The organism is Pseudoxanthomonas sp. SORGH_AS_0997 (assembly GCF_031453535.1).
In the GTDB taxonomy this organism is placed as follows: Bacteria; Pseudomonadota; Gammaproteobacteria; order Xanthomonadales; family Xanthomonadaceae; genus Pseudoxanthomonas_A; species Pseudoxanthomonas_A winnipegensis.
In genome coordinates this window covers 1,829,296-1,848,701 of record NZ_JAVIZI010000001.1, presented here as the reverse complement: position 1 = coordinate 1,848,701, position 19,406 = coordinate 1,829,296, and the positions used below count along the sequence as shown (strand labels likewise).

At 69.4% G+C, this 19,406-nt stretch carries 19 protein-coding genes; 3 read left to right on the top strand and 16 right to left on the bottom strand.

From position 1 onward, the window contains the following. Nucleotides 1-27: 27 nt before the first annotated feature. Together phaZ and QE438_RS08255 are read right to left on the bottom strand one after the other, a co-directional pair. Nucleotides 28-1,269 carry a polyhydroxyalkanoate depolymerase gene (gene phaZ / locus QE438_RS08260; RefSeq protein ID WP_130535915.1) on the bottom strand — a complete coding sequence of 414 codons (1,242 nt, stop codon included), beginning with the start codon at nt 1,267-1,269 and terminating at the stop codon, nt 28-30. A 91-nt stretch (nt 1,270-1,360) separates the two neighbouring features. Beyond that, the gene (locus QE438_RS08255) at nt 1,361-1,954 is read right to left on the bottom strand and encodes a class I SAM-dependent methyltransferase (protein ID WP_306991195.1); all 594 of its coding nucleotides are present in this window, start codon (nt 1,952-1,954) and stop codon (nt 1,361-1,363) included. 72 nt (nt 1,955-2,026) lie between these two features. Between QE438_RS08255 and QE438_RS08250 the strand changes: the two genes are divergently transcribed. Both QE438_RS08250 and QE438_RS08245 read left to right on the top strand, forming a co-directional pair. Beyond that, nucleotides 2,027-2,479: a CopD family protein gene (locus tag QE438_RS08250; RefSeq protein WP_130521047.1), complete on the top strand. Its 453-nt coding sequence runs from the start codon at nt 2,027-2,029 to the stop codon at nt 2,477-2,479. A 101-nt stretch (nt 2,480-2,580) separates the two neighbouring features. Continuing rightward, the gene (locus tag QE438_RS08245; RefSeq protein ID WP_306991197.1) at nt 2,581-4,575 is read left to right on the top strand and encodes a M1 family metallopeptidase; all 1,995 of its coding nucleotides are present in this window, start codon (nt 2,581-2,583) and stop codon (nt 4,573-4,575) included. Nucleotides 4,576-4,635: 60 nt separating this feature from the next. Here the strand turns inward: QE438_RS08245 and QE438_RS08240 are convergent, their stop codons facing one another. From QE438_RS08240 to QE438_RS08225, 4 genes are all read right to left on the bottom strand, one after another. Continuing rightward, complete coding sequence (locus QE438_RS08240; protein ID WP_306991200.1) at nt 4,636-5,046, bottom strand: DUF6326 family protein; 411 nt, start codon at nt 5,044-5,046, stop codon at nt 4,636-4,638. Further along, on the bottom strand, nt 5,043-5,750 hold the full coding sequence (locus QE438_RS08235; RefSeq protein ID WP_306991202.1) for a DUF4386 domain-containing protein: 708 nt from the start codon (nt 5,748-5,750) through the stop codon (nt 5,043-5,045). Before QE438_RS08235 ends, QE438_RS08240 begins: the two co-directional genes overlap by 4 nt. 126 nt (nt 5,751-5,876) lie before the next feature. After that, nucleotides 5,877-6,512: a hypothetical protein gene (locus QE438_RS08230; protein WP_307183963.1), complete on the bottom strand. Its 636-nt coding sequence runs from the start codon at nt 6,510-6,512 to the stop codon at nt 5,877-5,879. Between the two features lie 464 nt (nt 6,513-6,976). Beyond that, nucleotides 6,977-7,147, bottom strand: coding sequence for a hypothetical protein (locus QE438_RS08225; protein ID WP_165394473.1), 171 nt, complete (start codon nt 7,145-7,147; stop codon nt 6,977-6,979). Between the two features lie 288 nt (nt 7,148-7,435). Here QE438_RS08225 and mqo point away from each other — a divergent pair, with 288 nt between their 5' ends. Beyond that, nucleotides 7,436-9,145, top strand: coding sequence for a malate dehydrogenase (quinone) (gene mqo / locus QE438_RS08220; RefSeq protein ID WP_306991209.1), 1,710 nt, complete (start codon nt 7,436-7,438; stop codon nt 9,143-9,145). A gap of 101 nt (nt 9,146-9,246) precedes the next feature. Here the strand turns inward: mqo and QE438_RS08215 are convergent, their stop codons facing one another. The 10 genes from QE438_RS08215 to QE438_RS08170 form a co-directional block, all read right to left on the bottom strand. After that, nucleotides 9,247-9,726: a low molecular weight protein-tyrosine-phosphatase gene (locus tag QE438_RS08215; RefSeq protein ID WP_306991211.1), complete on the bottom strand. Its 480-nt coding sequence runs from the start codon at nt 9,724-9,726 to the stop codon at nt 9,247-9,249. Between the two features lie 105 nt (nt 9,727-9,831). After that, a complete protein-coding gene (locus QE438_RS08210; protein ID WP_306991213.1) occupies nt 9,832-10,293 on the bottom strand; it encodes an RES family NAD+ phosphorylase in 462 nt (153 codons plus the stop codon). Beyond that, complete coding sequence (locus QE438_RS08205) at nt 10,293-10,727, bottom strand: antitoxin Xre/MbcA/ParS toxin-binding domain-containing protein (protein ID WP_306991215.1); 435 nt, start codon at nt 10,725-10,727, stop codon at nt 10,293-10,295. The genes QE438_RS08210 and QE438_RS08205 overlap by 1 nt, the downstream gene beginning before the upstream one ends. Nucleotides 10,728-10,889: 162 nt before the next feature. Next, on the bottom strand, nt 10,890-13,910 hold the full coding sequence (locus QE438_RS08200; RefSeq protein WP_306991217.1) for a diguanylate cyclase: 3,021 nt from the start codon (nt 13,908-13,910) through the stop codon (nt 10,890-10,892). Nucleotides 13,911-14,009: 99 nt separating this feature from the next. Further along, nucleotides 14,010-14,558 carry a redoxin domain-containing protein gene (locus tag QE438_RS08195; protein ID WP_306991219.1) on the bottom strand — a complete coding sequence of 183 codons (549 nt, stop codon included), beginning with the start codon at nt 14,556-14,558 and terminating at the stop codon, nt 14,010-14,012. A gap of 71 nt (nt 14,559-14,629) precedes the next feature. Beyond that, nucleotides 14,630-15,415, bottom strand: a complete 786-nt coding sequence (locus tag QE438_RS08190; RefSeq protein WP_306991221.1) for a PHB depolymerase family esterase — start codon at nt 15,413-15,415, stop codon at nt 14,630-14,632. Between the two features lie 59 nt (nt 15,416-15,474). After that, complete coding sequence (gene mgtE / locus QE438_RS08185; protein ID WP_130521010.1) at nt 15,475-16,833, bottom strand: magnesium transporter; 1,359 nt, start codon at nt 16,831-16,833, stop codon at nt 15,475-15,477. A 144-nt stretch (nt 16,834-16,977) separates the two neighbouring features. After that, the gene (gene ptsP, locus QE438_RS08180) at nt 16,978-18,708 is read right to left on the bottom strand and encodes a phosphoenolpyruvate--protein phosphotransferase (protein WP_306991223.1); all 1,731 of its coding nucleotides are present in this window, start codon (nt 18,706-18,708) and stop codon (nt 16,978-16,980) included. Then, nucleotides 18,708-18,977, bottom strand: a complete 270-nt coding sequence (locus tag QE438_RS08175) for an HPr family phosphocarrier protein (RefSeq protein ID WP_130521006.1) — start codon at nt 18,975-18,977, stop codon at nt 18,708-18,710. The genes ptsP and QE438_RS08175 overlap by 1 nt, the downstream gene beginning before the upstream one ends. Next, nucleotides 18,970-19,362, bottom strand: a complete 393-nt coding sequence (locus QE438_RS08170; RefSeq protein ID WP_130521004.1) for a PTS fructose IIA subunit family protein — start codon at nt 19,360-19,362, stop codon at nt 18,970-18,972. The genes QE438_RS08175 and QE438_RS08170 overlap by 8 nt, the downstream gene beginning before the upstream one ends. Nucleotides 19,363-19,406: the final 44 nt, after the last annotated feature.

The following is a 19,406-nucleotide window of genomic DNA, read 5'->3' as shown; positions in this document are numbered from 1 at the left end:
CCTTCGCTCGCTCCACTCGCTTCTGCCTCAGTTGTACTTGGCGATGAAGGCCTTGACGTCGGGATAGACCGATTCGCGCCAGCGGCGGCCGCTGAAGATGCCGTAATGGCCGGCGCCTTCGACGGTGATGTGCTTGCGCCGCGCCTTGGGAATGCCGGTGCACAGCCCGTGCGCGGCCTTGGTCTGGCCGAGGCCGGCGATGTCGTCCAGTTCGCCCTCGATGCTCAGCAGCGCGGTGCCGGTGATCGCCGAGGGATCGACCTTGACGCCATCGATCGTCCACAGCCCTCGCGGCAGCAGGAATTCCTGGAAGACCACGCGGATGGTGTCCAGGTAGAACTCGGCCGGCATGTCCAGCACCGCGTTGTATTCGTCGTAGAAGCGGCGGTGGGCATCGGCGTCTTCCAGGTCGCCCTTGACCAGGTCGGCGTAGAAGTCCCAGTGCGACTGGAAGTGGCGGCTGGGATTCATGGCGATGAAGCCGGCGTGCTGCAGGAAGCCCGGATAGACCGCGCGGCCGTGGCCGGGGTAGTTCACCGGCACGGTATGGATGACGTTGTGCTCGAACCAGGACAGCGGGTTGCGCGTGGCCAGGTCGTTGACCTGGGTCGGGCTGACGCGCGCATCGATCGGCCCGCCCATCATCACCAGCGAACGCGGCGTGGTCTCGCCCGCGCTGGCCATCAGCGACACCGCGGCCAGCACCGGCACCGTGGGCTGGCACACGCTCATCACGTGCAGCTTGTCGGCGCCGATATGGCGGATGAATTCCTGGATGTAGGCGACATAGTCCTCCAGGCCGAAACCGCCTTGCTCGGCCGGCACCAGGCGCGCGTCGATCCATTCGGTCACATAGACCTTGTGGTCGCGCAGCAGGGTGCGCACGGTGTCGCGCAGCAGCGTGGCGTGGTGGCCGGACAGGGGCGCAACCACCAGCACGGCGGGCTGGGCCTTGAGCCCGGCGATCACCGCCTGATCGTCGGTGAAGCGCTTGAAGCGCAGCAGCCGGCAGAACGGCTTGGCGATGATCTCCTGCTCGATCACCGGCAGGGTGTGGCCATCGACCTCGACCTCTCCGATGTCCCAGTCGGGCTTCTCGTAATCCTTGCCCAGCCGGTGCATCAGCTCGTTGTAGGCCGAGATGCGCTCGGCGCCCGGCAGGGCCGAGAGCCAGCTGTTGGGATCGGAAAAAATGCGCGAGCTGGCGTCGGCCAGGTGGACCCATGGGGCCATCCACTGACGGCCCATTTCATGCCACTGGTAAAGCATCATAGGAACAAAACCGTGCTGGATCAGGCGGTTGCCGCGGCGCAGGATAGCCCAACGGCGGGCGCGCCACATGAAAGCGCCGCGGACCGGCTCAGGGGCTGGCTTCCAGCGCCGCCGCCTCGGCGGCCAGAGCCGGGCCGAGCCAGCAGTGCGAGCCGGCCGCGCGCAGCCCGGCGCGCCTGAACTGGCGCCGGTACCACGCCGCCGGCCGCGCCTGGAAGCCGACGTGGTCGCCCTCGAACGCGTCCTCCGCGGCGAAGGTCTCCAGGAACGCCAACCCGCCGCACAGCTCGGCCAGGCCGGGCAGGCCGCGGCGCAGTTCGGCGTCGGGCAGGTAGTGCAGCACGTCCGAACACACCAGCAGGTCCACCGGCGCGCACGGGCGCAGCCACTGGAAATCGCCGAAGGCGGCCAGGTGCAGGTTGCGGCGCGCGCCGAAGCGGCGCACGGCGTAGTCGCTGCTGTCGAAGCCCAGGTACTGCGCCTTGGGCCGCAGCTTGCGCAGCGGCGCGCGCCAGGCGCCTTCGCCGCAGCCGATGTCCAGCACCGTGCGGATGGGGCGTTCGAGCCAGTACTCGGCGCAGCTGACCGCCAGGGCGACCTTGCGCGCCAGCCGCGCGCTGCCGCCGATGTCGCCGCCGCGATACCAGTGCTGGAAATAGGCGGCGTCGTAGCGCTTGTCCAAGATGCGGGCCTGGGAAGGGATGAGCGACAATGATCGCCTCTTCGCAGCTGCGCGCGCCACGGAGCCGATTCGATGCAGGCTTATTTCTGGGTCAAGACCCTCCATGTGGTGTTCGTGGTGGCGTGGATGGCGGCGGTGTTCTACCTGCCGCGCATCCTGGTCAACCTGGCCGAAAGCGCCGGCCAGCCCGAGGTGCAGGCGCGCTTGGTGCTGATGGGACGGCGGCTGTATCGCTTCGGGCACATGATGTTCGGCATCGCGCTGGTGCTGGGTCTGGTGCTGTGGCTGGGCTACCGCTTCATCCCGGACTTCCCGACCATGGTCGGTCCCGGCAGCGGCTGGCTGCACGCCAAGCTGGCGCTGGTGGTGCTGGTGCTGGCGCACTACGTGGTATCCGGGCGCTGGCTCAAGCGCGTGGCGCGCGGCGGCGCGCTGCCCTCGGGGCGGGCGCTGCGTTGGTTCAACGAGCTGCCCGTGTTGGGGCTGGTGGTGATCGTCTATCTGGTGCTGGCCAAACCGTTCTAGGCCATCCGCGGCGGGCCGCGCCCAGGACCAATGGCCCATGACCTGACCGGACTGCAAGGTAGGATTCGAAGTCCCCCTCTCCGTCCGGATCCCGCCACGCCATGACCGCGTCCCGTCGCCGTGGGCTGCACGCCCTGGTCCTGCTGTCCTCCCTGCTGGCCTGCGTGGCCGCGCAGGCCGCCGAGCCCGCCGCCCAGGACACCGGCTTCAAGCCGCTGGAGGCCTTCGCCCCGCTGCAGCTGCCCACGCCGGCCACGGCCGTGCGCGGCGGCGCCGGCAAGCCCGGCCCGCTGTTCTGGCAGAACCGCGCCGATTACGCGCTCAAGGCCAGCATCGACCCGGCCAGCCACACGCTGAGCGGCGAGGCGACCATCACCTACAGCAACCACAGCCCCGACGCGCTGGACGTGCTGTGGCTGCAGCTGGACCAGAACATCTACCGCGCCGACTCGCGCGCGGCCAGCACCCGCACCGCGCGCCCGGGGCGCACCTCGCCCGGCAGCGACGGCATGACCATCGCCAGCGTCGAGGTCGAGCAGGGCGGCAAGCGCGTGCCGGTGCGGTATCTGGTCGACGACACGCGCATGCGCGTGGACCTGCCGACCGACCTGGCCGCCAGGACCGGCGTGCTCAAGCTGCATATCGCCTACCGCTACGTGGTGCCGGGCGAGTGGGGCGGACGCACCGCGGTCACCCCGACCAAGAACGGCGACATCTTCGAGATCGCCCAGTGGTATCCGCGCATGGCCGTCTACGACGACCTGCGCGGCTGGGACACGCAGCCTTATTTGGGCTCGGAGTTCTACCTGGAGTACGGCGATTTCGACTACGCGGTGACCGTGCCGTGGAACTACATCGTCGCCGGCTCCGGTGCGCTGACCAATGCCGATGAGGTCCTCACCGCCACCCAGCGCGCGCGGCTCAAGCAGGCGCAGGCCAGCGATAAAACGGTGATGATCCGCACCCCGGAGGAGGTCACCGACCCGGCCAGCCGGCCCGTGCGCAGCGGCACCCAGACCTGGCGCTTCCACATGGACCACACCCGCGACGTGGCCTTCGCCGCCTCGCCGGCGTTCGTCTGGGACGCGGCGCGGATCAACCTGCCGGCCGGCAAGCAGGCGCTGGCCATGTCGGTCTACCCGGTGGAAGGCGCGGCCAACTGGGTGCGTTCGACCGAATACGTCAAGGGCGCCATCGAGCACTTCTCGGACAAGTGGTACGCCTATCCGTGGCCGGTCGCGGTCAACCTGGGCGGCCACGGCGCCGGCATGGAATATCCCGGCATCGTGTTCGACGGCTACGAGGACAAGGACGACAAGCTGTTCTGGATCACCGCGCACGAGCTGGGCCACGGCTGGTTCCCGATGATCGTCGGCTCCAACGAGCGCCGCCATGCCTTCATGGACGAAGGCTTCAACACCTTCATCGACGTCTACGCCTCCGACGCCTTCAACCACGGCGAGTACGCGCCCAAGCGCGACGGCGAATACGCGCCCAAGGGCGGCAACCCGGTCGATGAGATCCTGCCGGTGCTGGCCGACAAGGACGCGCCCACGCTGATGGACCTGGCCGATGCGACCAGCGAGAAGTACCGCCATCCGGTGACCTACTTCAAGGGCGCGCTGGGCCTGGTGCTGCTGCGCGAGCAGATCCTGGGGCCGGCGCGCTTCGATCCGGCGTTCCGCAAGTACATCGCCACCTGGGCCTACAAGCACCCCACGCCGTCGGACTTCTTCCGTTTCATGGAAAGCGAGGCCGGCGAGGACCTGTCGTGGTGGTGGCGCGGCTGGTACTTCAACAACTGGCAGCTGGACCTGGGCATCAGCGCGGCCAGGTACGTCGATGGCGATGCGGCCAAGGGCCTGGCGGTGACGCTGGAGAACCGGCAGAAGCTGGTGATGCCGGCGACGCTGCGCATCGACTACACCGATGGCACGCATGAGGATCGGCGCGTGCCGGTGGAGACCTGGATCCAGCGCGCCGCGCCGCAACTGCTGCTGGCCACGCGCAAGCCGGTGTCCAAGGTGACGATCGACCCCGACCACGTGCTGCCCGACGCCGACCGCGCCAACAACAGCGCCGTCCCCGGCGCCTGAGGCCGCCTGCATCACGGACCGGCCCGGGCGACGCCCGCGCCGGTCCGTGCGGCCGGTTGGTCAGGCCCTCGCGCGCGGCCAGCGCAGGGCGATGACGGCGATGCTCAGCGACAGGACGATCTCGATCCCGCCCAGCACCAGGTAATACGGCCGCGCGCCGGGCAGGGTGAGCAGCATGATCGCGGTGTAGGCCATGCCCAGCAGCACGTTGAGCCAGCGGCACAGGCGCGCCGGCAGCAGCAGCGCGCCGAGCACCATCAGCGCCGGCACCGCCATCATCAGGCAGACCCCGACCAGCGAGCCCTCGCTGTAGGCGCCGACCGGGCCTTCGCCGGCGAGCATGCCCTTGAGCTTGTCCGGCGTGTACAGGCCGAAGTAGTCGCCATACAGATAGCAGAGCATCAGCGCGCCCCAGGCCGCCGACAGGCGCTGGCGCACAGGGACGGGCGCGTCTTGCAGAAGGGAGCTCATTCCAGCGTGTCCGTCAGGGTGGAGGCGACCGGTCGCATGCCGAACAGCAGCAGCCACAGGCACAGGCCGATCTCGCCGAACGCCGCCGGCAGGGTCGCGTAGTTCGACAAGGCGCCCTGGTCGTAGCCCGGTACCAGCAGCGCGCCGAACACGTTGCACACATAGCCAAGACCACCCAGGATCAGCGCGGCGCCCAGCACGCGCGGCAATTGCCGCGAGCGATAGACCAGCAGCCCCAGCGGCAGCAGCCACAGGCCCCAGAACAGGGTCGCCATGAAGATCGCGTTCCGGTAGGCCGTCATCGAATGCAGGGCCAGGGCCTCGCGCAGGTTGCTCGAGACCGCGTCCAGGCCCGGATCGGTCAGCGCGGTCAGCGCATCCAGTCGATGGGCGGCGGCGATCAGGGCGATCGGCACCGCGATCACCGCCAGCACCACCATCGCGGCGGCCAGGGTGCGCTGCACGTGGCGCAGCAGGCGGTGGAGCAGGAACGGCAGCGCCAGGAAGGCCAACTGCTCCAGTACGAAGGATGCGATGCCGGCCTGGAACAGCCGCTGCCGCGCCACGATATGTTCGAGCATGCCGCTGGGGTCGCCCACGGCGCGCAGCTGGCCCGGCACATAGGCCAGGCTGAATATGCCGGTGAGTACCACGACCAGGTACACCGCCCCGGTCCAGCGCGCGATCGATCCTTGGGTTGCCACCGGCGGTCCCGCGCCTGCGCGCACATTGAGAGTGAGTGCAAGCTACCGCCCGTGCCCTGTCGGCAGTGACTGCCGGAAGTCATGCGTGGGCAGGCGGAGGCCTTCGGCGGCGTGCGGCGGTGCGCTTCAGCGGTGCGCGCAGGTGCGCTGGGCGAACATGCCGCTGGCGAAGTAGGCCAGCAGTTCGGCGTCCTGGCTGCCCGGCGCGGCGCTGTCGAGCATGGCGCGCGCGGCGTCGGCCAGCTGCGCCGCTTCGTCGGCGCCGACCTTCTCGATGGCGTCCCACAACACGGCCTGCTGCTCGTCCAAGGCCGCCGCGGCGCTGAGCAACTGCGGCGAGGTGTCATCGGGCAGCGGCTGGCGGGTCGGGTCGGGCAGCAGCGCGGTCAGTTCCAGCGCGTAGCGCAGGCTGCGCAGTGCGATGGCGGCCAGCGAGGCGTCGATCCACGGCGTCAGCCCGGCAGGCAGCGCGTGCAGCGGCGTCGGAGCGCGGCCCGCCATCAGCGCCAGGCGTACCGGATCGGGTGCGTCTTCGACGGTACCGGCCACGTGCAGCGGCCAGCCGCGCAGCGCGGCGCGCGCCAGGTCCACACGCTGCGCCTCGGTCAATGCGGCGACCGAGCCGGCCAGGCTGGCCAGATGCAGGTTGGCGCGCGCGTGCGCTGCGGCATGCGTGTCGGCGGCGTCGCCCGGTGGCAGCAACTGCTGGGTCTCCCACAGGCTGCGCGCGTAGTGGAGGACGCAATGGGCGAGCTGATTCATCGAGGACTTCGAGCGGACGGCGAGCGCCGAGGAACGGCGCAAACGCCGGCAGGGGCGCGCATTCTAGGCGATGGCGGCATGCCGCTGGCTGAGTGGGCGAGCTTGGGGATCAGTTGTTGCTGGGGCAGCGCTGTAAGCAGGTAATTGATCGCAGTCGATTGCCCGCACAAGCAGTGACATCCGTGGAAGCCGCCATGGCGGCGATGAGGCTTTCCCGGCAGGGCCTCATCGCCGCCATGGCGCCCCCTGTAGAGCGGAGCTTGCTCCGCTGGAGCCTTCCCCACGCATCGACCGAAGAGCAGCGGAGTCCCCAAAAGGGGATTGCCACAAGCTCCGCTCTACATGCAGGCCTCTGAGATTTGAGGAGACAGTTGCTCCCACTAAGAGGGATGAGCACAGCTGGCTTATCGAAAGAGATCAGCTCAGCTGGGAAGAAGCGCTCGATGGTGGTGCAGCTTCGGCAATCAGCCGCGTTTGCGCAGCGGCGTGTTGCCGAGTTTTTCGACCCGGCCGCCGGCGCGTTCGAAGGCATCCAGGCGGTCCTGCAGTTGGCGTTGCGCGGCGCGCTTGTCCTCGCGCGGGCGGGAGAATTCGATATCCGGCGGCATGGCCTTGGAGCTACGCAGTGTCGTCATAAGTATCTCGTGGAACGTGCTGCATCAATGACAGCGGTCTTGTCAGCCGTCTGTGAAGGCCACGCATCGAGGCCGGTTGCCTTACATGGACGACCCGGCGGCACCCAAATCGAGGTTCAAGACGGGATCGCATCCCACCCAACGGGACAGGAAGACCCTTTGACGCAGTATCGTCCGGAGCGCTGTGGTTTGATGTCCGCGCGATACAGGATGTGGCGTGCAGTGACGTTTTTGCGTCACGCCCTCCCGCTCAGTCGTACTCGTCTCCCCCCGCGATCCCCATACGTGATGAAAAAATTCCTCAAATTCCTTCTCGGCGCCGTCCTGCTGTTGCTGGTGGTCGGCGTCGTCTTCCTGTTCTGGCCCATCAAGAACGTGGCCGGCCCCAAGCCCGACAGCGACCAGTCGGTCGATGTGGTCCTGGTCGGCGGCGGCATCATGAGCGTCACCCTGGCCACCTATCTGCAGGAACTGGAGCCGGACTGGAACGTGCAGCTGTTCGAACGTCTGGACGGCGTGGCGCTGGAGAGCTCCAACGGCTGGAACAACGCCGGCACCGGACACTCGGCCTTCGCCGAGCTCAACTACACCCCGGAGCTGCCCGACGGCTCCATCGAGACCAAGCGCGCGGTCGGCATCGCCGAGCAGTTCGAGGTCTCGCGCGAGTTCTGGTCGCACCAGGTGCGCGAGGGCCGGCTGGGAACCCCGTCGGACTTCATCAATCCCACCCCGCACATGAGCTTCGTCTGGGGCGATGACCGCATCGAGTACCTGCGCAAGCGCCACGACGCGCTGGTCAAGAATCCGCTGTTCTACGGCATGCAGTACTCCACCGATCCGGCGCAGATCAAGGCCTGGGCACCGCTGGTGATGGAAGGCCGCGATCCGGCGCAGAAGGTGGCCGCCACCTACATGCCGCTGGGCACCGACGTGAACTTCGGCGTGATCACCAACCAGCTCACCGCGGCCCTGCAGAAGAACCCGCACTTCCACCTCAACCTGCAAAACGAGGTGCAGGGCCTGCACCAGAACCAGGACAAGACCTGGAACGTCACCGTGCGCGACCTCAAGTCCGACCAGCTGCGCACGGTACGCTCGCGCTTCGTGTTCATCGGTGCCGGCGGTGCGGCGCTGAAGCTGCTGCAGATGTCGGGCATCCCCGAGGCGAAGAACTATGCCGGCTTCCCGGTGGGCGGTCAGTTCCTGGCCTTCCAGGCGCCGGCCATCGCCGGCCGCCACGACGTCAAGGTCTATGGCATGGCCGACACCGGTTCGCCGCCGATGTCGGTGCCGCATATCGACGCGCGCAAGCTGGACGGCAAGCCGGTCGTGCTGTTCGGGCCCTTCGCGCTGTACAGCACCAAGTTCCTCAAGGCCGGTTCGCAGTGGGACCTGTATTCCTCGGTCAACCAGCACAACGTGGGCGGCATGCTCAAGGTCGGCGAGGAGAACCTGGACCTGGTCAAGTACCTGCTGCAGCAGGCCGAGCTGACCGACGCCGATCGCCAGGCCGAACTGGTCAAGTACTACCCCAACGCCAAGCGCGAGGACTGGAAGCTGATCACCGCCGGCCAGCGCGTGCAGGTGATCAAGCGCGACCCGGCGACCGGCAAGACCAGCCTGCAGTTCGGCACCGAGATCGTCACCGACCAGGACGACACCATCGCCGCGCTGCTGGGCGCCTCGCCGGGCGCGTCCACCTCGCCGCCGATCATGCTCAAGCTGATGGCTCAGGCCTTCCCCAAGCAGATGGAAGCCGGCTGGAAGCAGAAGCTGGAGCAGATCGTGCCCAGCTACGGCCAGGAGCTCAACAAGAGCGCGGCGCTGACCAACCGGATCCGGCGCATGACCAGTCAGACGCTGCACCTGCCCTACATCGAGGTGCCGGACAACGCCGGCCTGCAGCCCGCCCCGGCCGCCGAGCCCGCGGTGCAGCCGCAGCCCGAAGTGCCGGTCAAGACCGAGGACAAGACCAACAAGGCGATGCAGGCGCTGTAAGCCTGCGATCCGGATCGCCCCGCCAAGCGGCCGGTGCGTGACGACGCAATGCCAAGCCCGCGGCCCCGTGCCGCGGGTTTTTTTGTTGAGATCGATCCGCCTCAGTCGCGCGCCAGCGTCCAGCTGCGCAGCAGACCGTCCACGCCGGCCTCGATCATGTCGAAGGCCTTCATGAAGTCCTGCGGGCCGCCGTACCAGGGATCGGGGACGTCGACCGCGCGCTGACCTGGCGCGTACTCCATCAGCAGGCCGATCCGGGCGCGCGCATCGGGCGGGGCCAGGCGCTCGATGGCGCGGACATGCTGGGCGGTCATGCCCAGGATCAGGTCGAAATGGCGGTAGTCGCGCGGCTCGATCAGCCGGGCCCGATGCGGGGGCATGGGCACGCCGCGCCGCTGCAGCTCCTGCAGGGCACGACGGTCGGGCGGATTGCCGACTTCCTCGTCGGTGACTGCCGCGCTGTCGGTGTCCACCTCGATGCCCTGCGCGGCCGCCTTGCGCAGCAGCAGCGCCTGCGCGGTGGGTGAGCGGCAGATGTTGCCGGTGCAGACGAACAGCACCGAAGGGGTGGTCTGTGACATGGCGACGGATTGCCGGAAAGGGGACGACATCCTAGAGCGTGCGATGGGCTTTGCGATGCGACGCGTCGGCCGGCGAAGGCAAAGTCGCCCTACGACCGCTCCGGCTCAGAACAGCCGGATATCCAGGTCGAACGGCTCGATGGACAGGAGCCTGATCCCCGCCGTCTGCGGATGGCGATGGTTGATCAGCACGTTCCGGTCCGGCGCACCGTCCAGGGGCACGGTCGCCGATGGGACGCGCAGCAGCGGTGCCGTCTTGGCCTCATGCCAGCGATCGCCATGCTGCTGGGTCAGCGTTTCGTCCAGGCGCCATCCAGGCGGCAGGGAGGTCACCTCGATCGTTTCCATCGCGAGGTCATCGGGAACCTCGTAGCGCACCATGACCTGCGGCGGCATCAGCTCGGGGTCCTGGATGTGGACCAGCTTCTCCAGCACGCACAGGGACGGAGAAGTGGCGCAGTAGGTGAGCGCATGCCCGACGGTGTTCCAGCGGCCGTCGTACAGCAGCCCGTAACCCCCATCGAAGACCTGGGCGAAGTCCTCGCCGGACAAACGCCACAGCAGCATCAGGCGGCGGCGCCCCAGGCGATCCTGGCCAGCACGGCTTCCACGAGCCGGGCGCCGGCCTCGGTCTGGGCGACATCGAGCGGGATCTCATGGCTCAGTATCCCCAAGGGCTTACGCAGCCAGAGATGCGCCTTGTGCGTGTCCTTGAAGGTGTCTTCGGCCAGGGTCTGGATGCGGAGCAGCCGCACCGCGCGGTCCGATTCTTCCACGGTCAGCGGCTGCGCCTTCTCTGCCCGGTGGCGTCGCGTGCGCTGCGGGATGACGAAGCGTTCGATTTCCTGCTCGCTGATCCCGGCCTGCGTCAGCCCGCGCAGCGCGAGCAAGGGCAAGCGATGGCGCACCAGCAGCGCCAGGTCGGCCTGCGAGCGAATATCGCGCCCCAGCACCGACGGTCCGCCGAGCTTTCGTGCGACTTCTTCGACGATGGTGGACAAGATGCACCTCCTGCGGCCTTACGGCAACTTGCCGTCAATGTAGGGGGCAGATTGCCGGGGGTCAAGGTGCCGCCTTTGCGGGCCTGGGCGTTTCGAACCCGGCGGCATGTCGACGACCACGTCGCGCCCCAGCGCATCGGAGACGGGCCCCGAGACGCGTGCCTACAGCGGACGATGCAGCTGCACCCGGTCGCGGCCCTCGTGCTTTGCCTGGTACAGCGCCAGGTCGGCGTCGTTGAACAGCCGCAGCGTGTCCTCGCGGGTGCGGACCATGGCGATGGCCACGCCGGCGCTGATGGTGATGTGCCAGGGCGCGTCCTGGCCGGGCACGCGCAGTTCGCAGGCGGCCACGGCCTTGCGGATGCATTCGGCCACGTCCAGCGCGTGCTGGGCGTCGGTGGTCGGCAGCACGCAGGCGAACTCCTCGCCGCCGTGGCGGGCGACGGTGGCCTGCGCGCCGGCGCAGTCGCGCATGGCCGCGGCGACCTGGCGCAACGCCTCGTCGCCGGCGGGGTGGCCGAAGCGGTCGTTGAAGCGCTTGAAGTGGTCCACGTCCAGCAGGATCAGGGCGCGTGGCAGGGGCCCGTCCGGCGAGGGCGAGACCACTTCCAGCAGCCGGCGGCGGTTGTCCAGGCCGGTGAGCTCATCGCGGTAGGACAGAGTGCGCAGGCGTTCGTTGGCCTCGTGCAGTTCGGCGGTGCGCTCGCGCACGCGCTGTTCCAGCACGCGACGCTGTTCGCGCAGGCGGCGCGTGCGCCAGGCCGCCAGCCCGTAGCCGACCAGCAGCACGGCGAACCCCGCGGCCACCCGCGCGCCGGGCGTCTGCCACCACGCGGCCTGGATGGTGATCGGCACCTCCACCGGCGTGCTGAGGTTGCCGGCGTGGTCGCGCGCCTCCACGCGCAGGCGGTAGTGGCCCGGCGGCAGCGCGTTGAAGCTGCGGAAATTCTGTTCGGTCCAGTCGCCCGGCGCGGCGTCGTAGCCGAGCAGCTGGGTACGGAAGCGCGAGTCGGCCTCGCGGAACCAGGACAGCAGCGCGTAGTCGATGCGCAGCTCGCGCTTGCCCGGCGGCACCTCCAGCGCGGGCCCGGCCACCGGGCGGCCGTCGATCCGCAGGCCGGTCACGCGCAGCGGCTTGGGCTGGGTGTCGTGCAGCTCACGCCGTGGGTCATAGACGGCCAGCCCGCCCAGCGTGCCGGTCCAGAAGCGGTCGTGCCGGTCCAGAAACTGCACGTAGTTGCATTCCTGGTGCAGCAGGCCGTCGTGGCGCCCGAAGATGCGGCTCTCATAACCGCGCGCGGTCGGGGTGAGCAGCTGCACGCCGTTGTTGGTGCACAGGTAGACCCGGCCCTTGCTGTCGACCTGGGCGTTGTAGACGCTGGGGTCGGGCGGTGGCGGCAGCGGCTCGGGCAGCAGCCGGGGCTGGCGTGGGTCGCTGATGTCCACGCGCGCCACGCCGGCGCTGCTGGTGCCCAGCCACAGGATCTGGCGGTGCCCGGCGTCGGGGATCAGGCTCAGGCCGATGACGTTGGTGTCGGTCAGGCCCAGGTCCGTGCCCAGCGTGTCCCAGCGTGTGCCGTCGAAGCGCGCCAGGCCGTGGTTGGTGGCCGCCCACAGCCACGAACGACCCTGCGCATCGACCACGTCCAGCACCCGCAGCGCGCGCCAGGGGGCGCTGCTCACCGGCGGCGGGAAGCGCGTCCAGGCGCCGTCGCGCAGCCGGTACAGGCCGGTCTCGCGGGTGGCGAACCACTGCTCGCGCCGGCCCTCGTAGGTGCGCACCAGCGTGTCGTAGAGCAGTTCGCCCTCGGTGTGTTTCCAGGGGGTGGCGATCGGCGCGAAGCGCGACTGGCCCGGCGGCCTGCGCAGCACCACGCCGCCGCGCAGACTGACCCAGTAGGTGCTGCGTCCGGCCTCGTCGTGGGTGGCGATCACCGAGCCGATGTTGGCGTCCGGCGGCACCCCCTCGTCCTGGCCGAAGTGGTGCCACTGGCGGCCCTGGTAGAGCGACAGGCCTTCGCCCGAGGAACTGACCCACAGCCGCTCGCCGCCCTGGCCGTCGGGTTCGACCAGGAAGCCGAACACGCCCAGCCCGTCCGAGCCCATCAGCGAGGCGATCACCCAGGGGCTGGCGCCCAGCACGGTGCGGGTCACGCCCCAGTCGCTGGCCATCCACAGCACGTCCAGCCCGTCGGGGCTGCGCCAGGCGATCACGTCGCGGATCACGTCCGACCGCAGGCCGTGGCGGCGGTTGAACACCTGCAGCGTGTCCTCGTGCAGGCGCAGCAGGCCGGCGCGGCTGGCCACCCAGATCGCGCGGTTGCCGTCCGGCAGCGCGGTATTGGCCACGTTGTAGATCACGTTGCTGGGCAGGCCGTCGTGGTCGTGGCTCCAGTGGCGCAGGCCGTCGGTGCGCATGCGCCACAGGCCGCCGGTGTAGGTGGAGATCCACAGTTCCTCGCGGCCCTGCTGCATGACCGGCATCAGGTCCTCGACCTGGGCCACGTCGAACTGATGACCTTCCCAGCGCCGCCAGGCGACCTGGCCCGGATCGCGGTACCACAGGCCGCGCGCGTTGGTGCCCAGCCACTGCCGGCCGGGCACGCCCAGCTGCCGGGTCTGGGCCATCGACCGCAGCGGGTCGGCCGGCAGCGAGGCATTCCCAGGATCCAGCTCCCAGCGCCCGTCGCGCAGGCGCATCAGGCCGTGATCCCAGGTCAGCGCCCACAGCACCACCTCGCCGCTGGGGTCGGTGGTCTCGGCGAAATGCTTGATCTGGTTCGAGGGCAGGCCGGTGTCGGTGTTGGCCGCCTGCCAGCGCTTGCCGTCATAGACCGCCAGGCCGGTATTGCGGAAGGCCGCCCACACCCGCCCACCGTGGTCGACGAACACATGCGTGGCCGAGTGCCGTAGCGCTGGCTCGTCCACCGCCATCCAGCGGCGCCCGTCGTAGCGGTACACGCCGGCCGGCGTGGCGCCCCAGACGAAGCCATTCCTGTCCACGCAGGTCGAGGACACGCCGGCGTCCGGCAGCCCCTCGTCCTGGCCGAAGTTGGTGAAGGCCGGCGCCTCCAGATCGGTGAGATCGAGCGGACGCACGCTCGCCGCGGCGCCGGCCGCAGCCTGCGTGGCAGGTATGGCGCAGCACAGCAGCATCCACAGGATGGCCCTGGCCTTGGACATGCGACGGTTCTCCCCTTGGCCCGATTATGCAGACTCCCATGCAAGAAAAAGGCCCCGCGCGCGGGCGGGGCCTTCCGGGAACGTGATGCGTTGCAGCATTCAGTGCGCGCTGTGCTCCAGGGCCTTCACCGCATCCAGCGTTTCCTGCACATGCAGCTTGGGGCTGCGGTCGGAGTAGACGTGGGCGACCTTGCCCTGCGGCGTGATCACGTACGAGGTACGGTCCGACCAGCCGGGCTTCTCGGCCAGGGTGGCGTCGTATTGCGCGGCGATCTTGGCGCCCGCGTCGGCCGCCACCGGGAACTTGCCGCCGCAGGTCTCGGTGTTCTTGGAGAAGTCAGCCAGCTGGTCGGTGTTGCCGGCGGTCACGCCGATCACCGTGGCGCCATGCGCCTTGAACTGATCCACCGCCTCGGAGAACAGGTGCGCCTCCAGGTTGCAGCCGGCGGTGTTGGCGGCGGGGAAGAAGTACACCACCACCGGGCCCTTCTTCAGCGCATCGGCCAGGGTGAAGGTGAAAGGCTTGCCGGCCAGATAGGCCGGCGCGCTGAAGGCGGGGGCCACAGCGCCGGTCTTCAGCGCGGCCGAGGCGGTCGAGGCCAAGGTGAGCGCGAGGGCCAGGGCGGCGGACTTGAGCAGGGGCTTCATGGGGTGGCTCCGGGGAAAGTGGCGTGGGTCGTTATACGCCACCGGTCCGGCGGCGGGTGTGGCGGGCGGCGCTACGGGCGGCGCTGGGCGAACAGCCAGGCCCACAGCGCCGGGTCGGCGTAGGTGACATCCCAGACGTTGTGATTGCCGTGCGGATACTCGGTGTAGCGCACCGGATGGCCGGCGGCCTCGAAGGCGGCCACCAGCCGGTGGTCGTCTTCTGGCAGGACGATATCGTCCTGCGCGCCATGGAACATCCAGATCGGCGTGCCGCCCAGCCGCGTGGCGATGGCGGCATAGGGATCGGCCAGGCCGTCGACCGGGGTGACGCGCAGGCTCGGCCGCTGCGGGCGCGGCGGATGCACCGCGCCGCACACCGGCGCCAGCGCGGCGAACCGCTCCGGCGCCAGCAGCGCGACTTCCCAGGTGCCGTAGCCGCCCATCGAGATGCCGGTGGCGTAGACGCGCGCGGGATCGGCCTGGAACTCGGCCAGCGTCGCCGCCTGCGCGGCCAGCGCGACGCGTGCGTTGGTGTCGGTCCATTCCTCCTCGTCGGGCACCTGCGGCAGGACCACCAGCGCGGGGAAGTCGCGCCGGTGCCGCTGCAGATACGGGCCGAGGCCGGCGTCGAGCTGCTTGCGATTGTCGCGGCCGCGCTCGCCCGAGCCATGCAGGAACAACACCAGCGCCGGCGCACCCTGATAGGCGGCGGGCGAGGGGACGAACACCTGGTAGCGATGCGTCGCACCATCGACCTGCACGCTGCGTTCGACGAAGCGTCCGGACACGGTCTCAGGCCTGGAAGCGCAGGCGGCGAGGGCAAGGCACAGCAGGAGCAGGGCGGCGAGACGGTTCATGGCGATCCATGGTGACAGCGTGGGCCGGCCGATGCATGGAGCTGCGCAGCATGAGGTCTTTACAGCAGCACCAGGGTGGCCAGGCCGAGGAAGCTCATGAAGCCCATCACGTCGGTGAGGGTGGTCAGGATCACGCTGCCGGCCAGCGCCGGGTCGAAGCCCATGCGCTTGAGCGCCAGCGGCACGGCCACGCCGCCGGCCGCGGCGGTCAGCAGGTTCAGGGTCAGCGCGGTGCCGATCACCAGCGACAGGCCAGGCTGGCGGAACCACACCAACACGATCAGGCCCAGCAGCGTGCCCAGCCCCAGCCCGTTGATCAGCGCCACGCCCAGCTCCTTGCGCAGCAGCACGTAGACGTTGGAGGCGCCGATCTGTCCCAGCGCCAGGCCGCGCACCATCAGCGCCAGCACCTGGGTGCCGGCGTTGCCGCCCATGCCGGCCACGATCGGCATCAGCGCGGCCAGCGCGACGATCTTGGCGATGGTGCCTTCGAACTGGCTGACCACCGAGGAGGCGATGAAGGCGGTGCCCAGGTTGATACCCAGCCACAGCATGCGCCGGCGGAAGGCGCGCCGGATCGGCGAGAACAAGTCCTCGTCCTCGTCCAGGCCGGCCGCGCTCATGGCCTGGTGCTCGGCCTGGTCGCGGATGATGTCGACCACGTCGTCGATGGTGATGCGGCCCATCAGGATGTTGTTGTCGTCCACCACCGGCGCCGAGACCCAGTCGTGGTCGGAGAACTTGCGCGCGACTTCCTCCGAGCGCTCCTCCACGTCGATGGCCGGCTGCTCGTCGTCGATCAGGCGGTTGATCGGCGTGGACGGCTCGTGGGTCACCAGCGCGGCCAGCGGCACGCGGCCCAGATACTGATGCTTCTTGCTGACCACGAACAGGTAGTCGGTGTGGTCGGGCAGTTCGCCGCGCAGGCGCAGGTAGCGCAGCACCACCTCGATGTTGACGTCGGCCCGCACCGTGACCACGTCGGGATTCATCAGGCGGCCGGCGCTGTCCTCAGGGTAGGACAGCACCTGCTCCAGGCGCTCGCGGTTCTCGCGGTCCATCGACTTGAGGACCTCGTCGATGACCGTGTCGGGCAGGTCCTCGACCAGATCGGCCAGGTCGTCGATGTCTAGGTCCTCGACCGCCGCGACGATTTCGTCGGGGTCCATCTCGGCCAGCAGGCTTTCGCGCACTTCCTCGCCGACGTGGACCAGCACCTCGCCATCGTCCTCCGGATCGACCAGGCCCCAGACCACCTCGCGCTTGCCGGGCGGCAGCGACTCGAGCAGGTTGCCGATCTCGGCCGGCGAGAGCGTGTTGACCAGGCGCCGCACCGGCCCCAGACGACCGCTGTCCAGCGCATCGGAAAGCAGGCGCAGCTGGCGTGCGGTCTTGTCGTGGCGGACGGCTTCTGCCATGCGCATGGCCCCTGTGCGGTCGGTGGAAGCACCGCCTCGCCGATGGACGATGCGCTGCAGGTCAGGTGTTCATCGCGGCATTATCGCTTTTAAGCCATGAGTGCGTGAAGAGCATGGAGGCATAGGCGAAGCACCGGCCTGCACTCACGTCTCGTTGTTCGCTCCTGCCTTCGTCAGCCAGCGCTCGATGCCGCTGCGGTCGCGCGCCTTGAGCAGGGCGGGGGCGGCCTTGAGCAGGGCGCCGCGGTCGTGGCCGCGGATGGTGCGGCGCAGTTCGAGCATGTGCGAGGGATGCAGGCTGAAGTGTTCCAGCCCCAGGGCCAGCAGGATCGGCGCCATCGCCGGGTCGCCGGCGATCTCGCCGCACACCGCGACCTGCTTGCCGTGGCGGCGGCCGGCGCGCAGCACGCCGTCGAGCAGATGCAGCAGCGCCGGGCGCAGCGGCGAGTACAGCTCGCCCAAGGCATCGTTGTTGCGGTCGGCCGCCAGCAGGTACTGCACCAGGTCGTTGGTGCCGATGGAGAGGAAATCGACCAGGTCGATGAAGTGCTCCACGCAGATCGCCGCCGACGGCACCTCGATCATCGCGCCGATCTGCACCTGCGCCGCGATCTCGTGGCCTTCCCTGACCAGCTGCCGGGCCAGGCGCTTGAGGCGCTTGCGCACGTCGAGCAGTTCCTCGCGGATGGCCACCATCGGCACCAGCACGCGCACCGGGCCGTAGCCGGAGGCGCGCAGGATGGCGCGCAGCTGGGTGTCGAACACCTCGCCATGCGCGCGCGAGAGGCGCACGCCGCGCAGGCCCAGCGCCGGGTTGGCCTCGCCGCGCAGGGCCAGGCCGGTGCGGTCGGCCTTGTCCGCGCCCAGGTCCAGGGTGCGGATGGTCACCGGCCGCCCGCTCATACCCAGCACCACGTCGCGATAGGTGTGGAACTGTTCTTCCTCGCTGGGCAGCTCGGCACGCTGCAGGAACAGGAATTCGGTGCGGTATAGCCCGATCCCGGCCGCGCCCAGCGCATGGGCCTGGGCCACGTCCTCGCGCGATTCGGCGTTGGCGTGCAGCGCGATGTCCACGCCGTCGCGCGTGCGGGTGGGCTTGCTGCGCAGGCGGCCGAGCTCGCGTTGCTCGCGCTTGAGGTCTTTCAGGCGCTGGCGGAACTCGCGCAGGTCCGCGGCGGAGGGTTCTACCACCACCTCGCCGGTCTCGCCATCGACGATCAGCGCATCGCCGTCGTTGATCTTGGCCAGCGCCGCGCTGCAGCCCACCACCAGCGGCATGTGCAGGCTGCGCGCCAGGATGGCGCTGTGCGAGAGCGGGCTGCCGGTGGAGGTGACCACCGCCACCACGCCCTGGGCCTGCAGCTGCGCCAGTTCGGAAGGGGCCACCGTATCGCTGACCAGGATCTCGCCGGCCAGGCCTTCCGGATCGATGGCGCGGCTGTGCAGATGGGCATGGATGCGCCCGATCACATGGTCCAGATCGTCCATGCGGCTTTTCAGGTAGGCGTCGTCCATGTCGCGGAACACGGCCGCCAGCCGGTCGCGCTGCAGGCGCAGGGCGTAGTCGGCGCCGTAGCGACCCTTGCGGATCAGGTCGTCCAGGCCCTGCAGCAGCTCCGGATCGTCCAGCAGCAGGGCGTGCAGGTCGAGGAATTCGCCGACCTCGCGCGCCAGCGCGCCGTGCAGGCGCGTGCGCAGCTCGCGCATTTCCGCCCGCGCCGCGTCGATGGCGCCGTGCAGGCGGGCCAGCTCCTCATCGACCTCGCGCGCGCGGATGCGCTGCTCGGCCACGTCCAGCGCGTGCGGCAGGCGCACACGCGCGCGACCCAGGGCACTGCCGCGCGAAGCCCCGTGGCCCGGCAGCAGTTTCCTCATCAGGCGTCCTCGTCGAAGCGCCGCTCGAACAGGTCGACGATGGCCTGCATGCACGCGGCCTCGTCCTCGCCGTCGGTGCGCACGGTGACCTGGGTGCCCTTGCCGGCGGCCAGCAGCATCACGCCCATGATGCTCTTGGCGTTGACCTGGCGCCCCTTGGCGGCCAGGGTCACGTGGCTGCGGAAGGGCGAGACCACCTGGACCAGCTTGGCGGTGGCGCGCGCATGCAGCCCTAAGGCGTTGGAGACGGTGAGTTCGCGCTCAAGCATCGTCGAGGATGGCTCCATTTCGTGAGCCGGCCGCCGCGGTGGCCGGGAGTTCGTCCAGTCCCTGTTCGGGGTAGTTCATTACCCGCAGCAGCATCGGCAGGCTCAGCGCCGAGACGCGCCGTACCGGCGTGCCCAGGCGCGCCACGCGGGCGGCCAGGTTGCTCGGCGAGCCGCCGTAGACATCGGTCAACACCAGCACGCCTTCGCCGCCGTCCACGCGCCGCAGCGCGGCCGAGGCCTGCGGCAGCAGCGCGTCCAGGTCCGCGTCGAAGGGCACCTCGAAGGCCTCGGCCTTCAACGGCAGGTTGCGCAGCATGCCGCCGGCCACCGCCAGAAGCGAGGGGCCGATGCCGGGATGGGTGATGAGCAGGACGCCACAGGTCATGGTGACAACATTAACAGGCTGATGCCGCGTGCATCGACCTGGGA

Bases quoted from the DNA above. Each gene is read 5' to 3' on its own strand.
- phaZ (WP_130535915.1), bottom strand. From the start codon at position 1,269: ATGCTTTACCAGTGGCATGAAATGGGCCGTCAGTGGATGGCCCCATGG.
- QE438_RS08250 (WP_130521047.1), top strand. From the start codon at position 2,027: ATGCAGGCTTATTTCTGGGTCAAGACCCTCCATGTGGTGTTCGTGGTG.
- QE438_RS08245 (WP_306991197.1), top strand. From the start codon at position 2,581: ATGACCGCGTCCCGTCGCCGTGGGCTGCACGCCCTGGTCCTGCTGTCC.
- QE438_RS08240 (WP_306991200.1), bottom strand. From the start codon at position 5,046: ATGAGCTCCCTTCTGCAAGACGCGCCCGTCCCTGTGCGCCAGCGCCTG.
- QE438_RS08230 (WP_307183963.1), bottom strand. From the start codon at position 6,512: ATGAATCAGCTCGCCCATTGCGTCCTCCACTACGCGCGCAGCCTGTGG.
- QE438_RS08225 (WP_165394473.1), bottom strand. From the start codon at position 7,147: ATGACGACACTGCGTAGCTCCAAGGCCATGCCGCCGGATATCGAATTC.
- mqo (WP_306991209.1), top strand. From the start codon at position 7,436: ATGAAAAAATTCCTCAAATTCCTTCTCGGCGCCGTCCTGCTGTTGCTG.
- QE438_RS08215 (WP_306991211.1), bottom strand. From the start codon at position 9,726: ATGTCACAGACCACCCCTTCGGTGCTGTTCGTCTGCACCGGCAACATC.
- QE438_RS08210 (WP_306991213.1), bottom strand. From the start codon at position 10,293: ATGCTGCTGTGGCGTTTGTCCGGCGAGGACTTCGCCCAGGTCTTCGAT.
- QE438_RS08200 (WP_306991217.1), bottom strand. From the start codon at position 13,910: ATGTCCAAGGCCAGGGCCATCCTGTGGATGCTGCTGTGCTGCGCCATA.
- QE438_RS08195 (WP_306991219.1), bottom strand. From the start codon at position 14,558: ATGAAGCCCCTGCTCAAGTCCGCCGCCCTGGCCCTCGCGCTCACCTTG.
- QE438_RS08190 (WP_306991221.1), bottom strand. From the start codon at position 15,415: ATGAACCGTCTCGCCGCCCTGCTCCTGCTGTGCCTTGCCCTCGCCGCC.
- mgtE (WP_130521010.1), bottom strand. From the start codon at position 16,833: ATGGCAGAAGCCGTCCGCCACGACAAGACCGCACGCCAGCTGCGCCTG.
- ptsP (WP_306991223.1), bottom strand. From the start codon at position 18,708: ATGAGGAAACTGCTGCCGGGCCACGGGGCTTCGCGCGGCAGTGCCCTG.
- QE438_RS08175 (WP_130521006.1), bottom strand. From the start codon at position 18,977: ATGCTTGAGCGCGAACTCACCGTCTCCAACGCCTTAGGGCTGCATGCG.
- QE438_RS08170 (WP_130521004.1), bottom strand. From the start codon at position 19,362: ATGACCTGTGGCGTCCTGCTCATCACCCATCCCGGCATCGGCCCCTCG.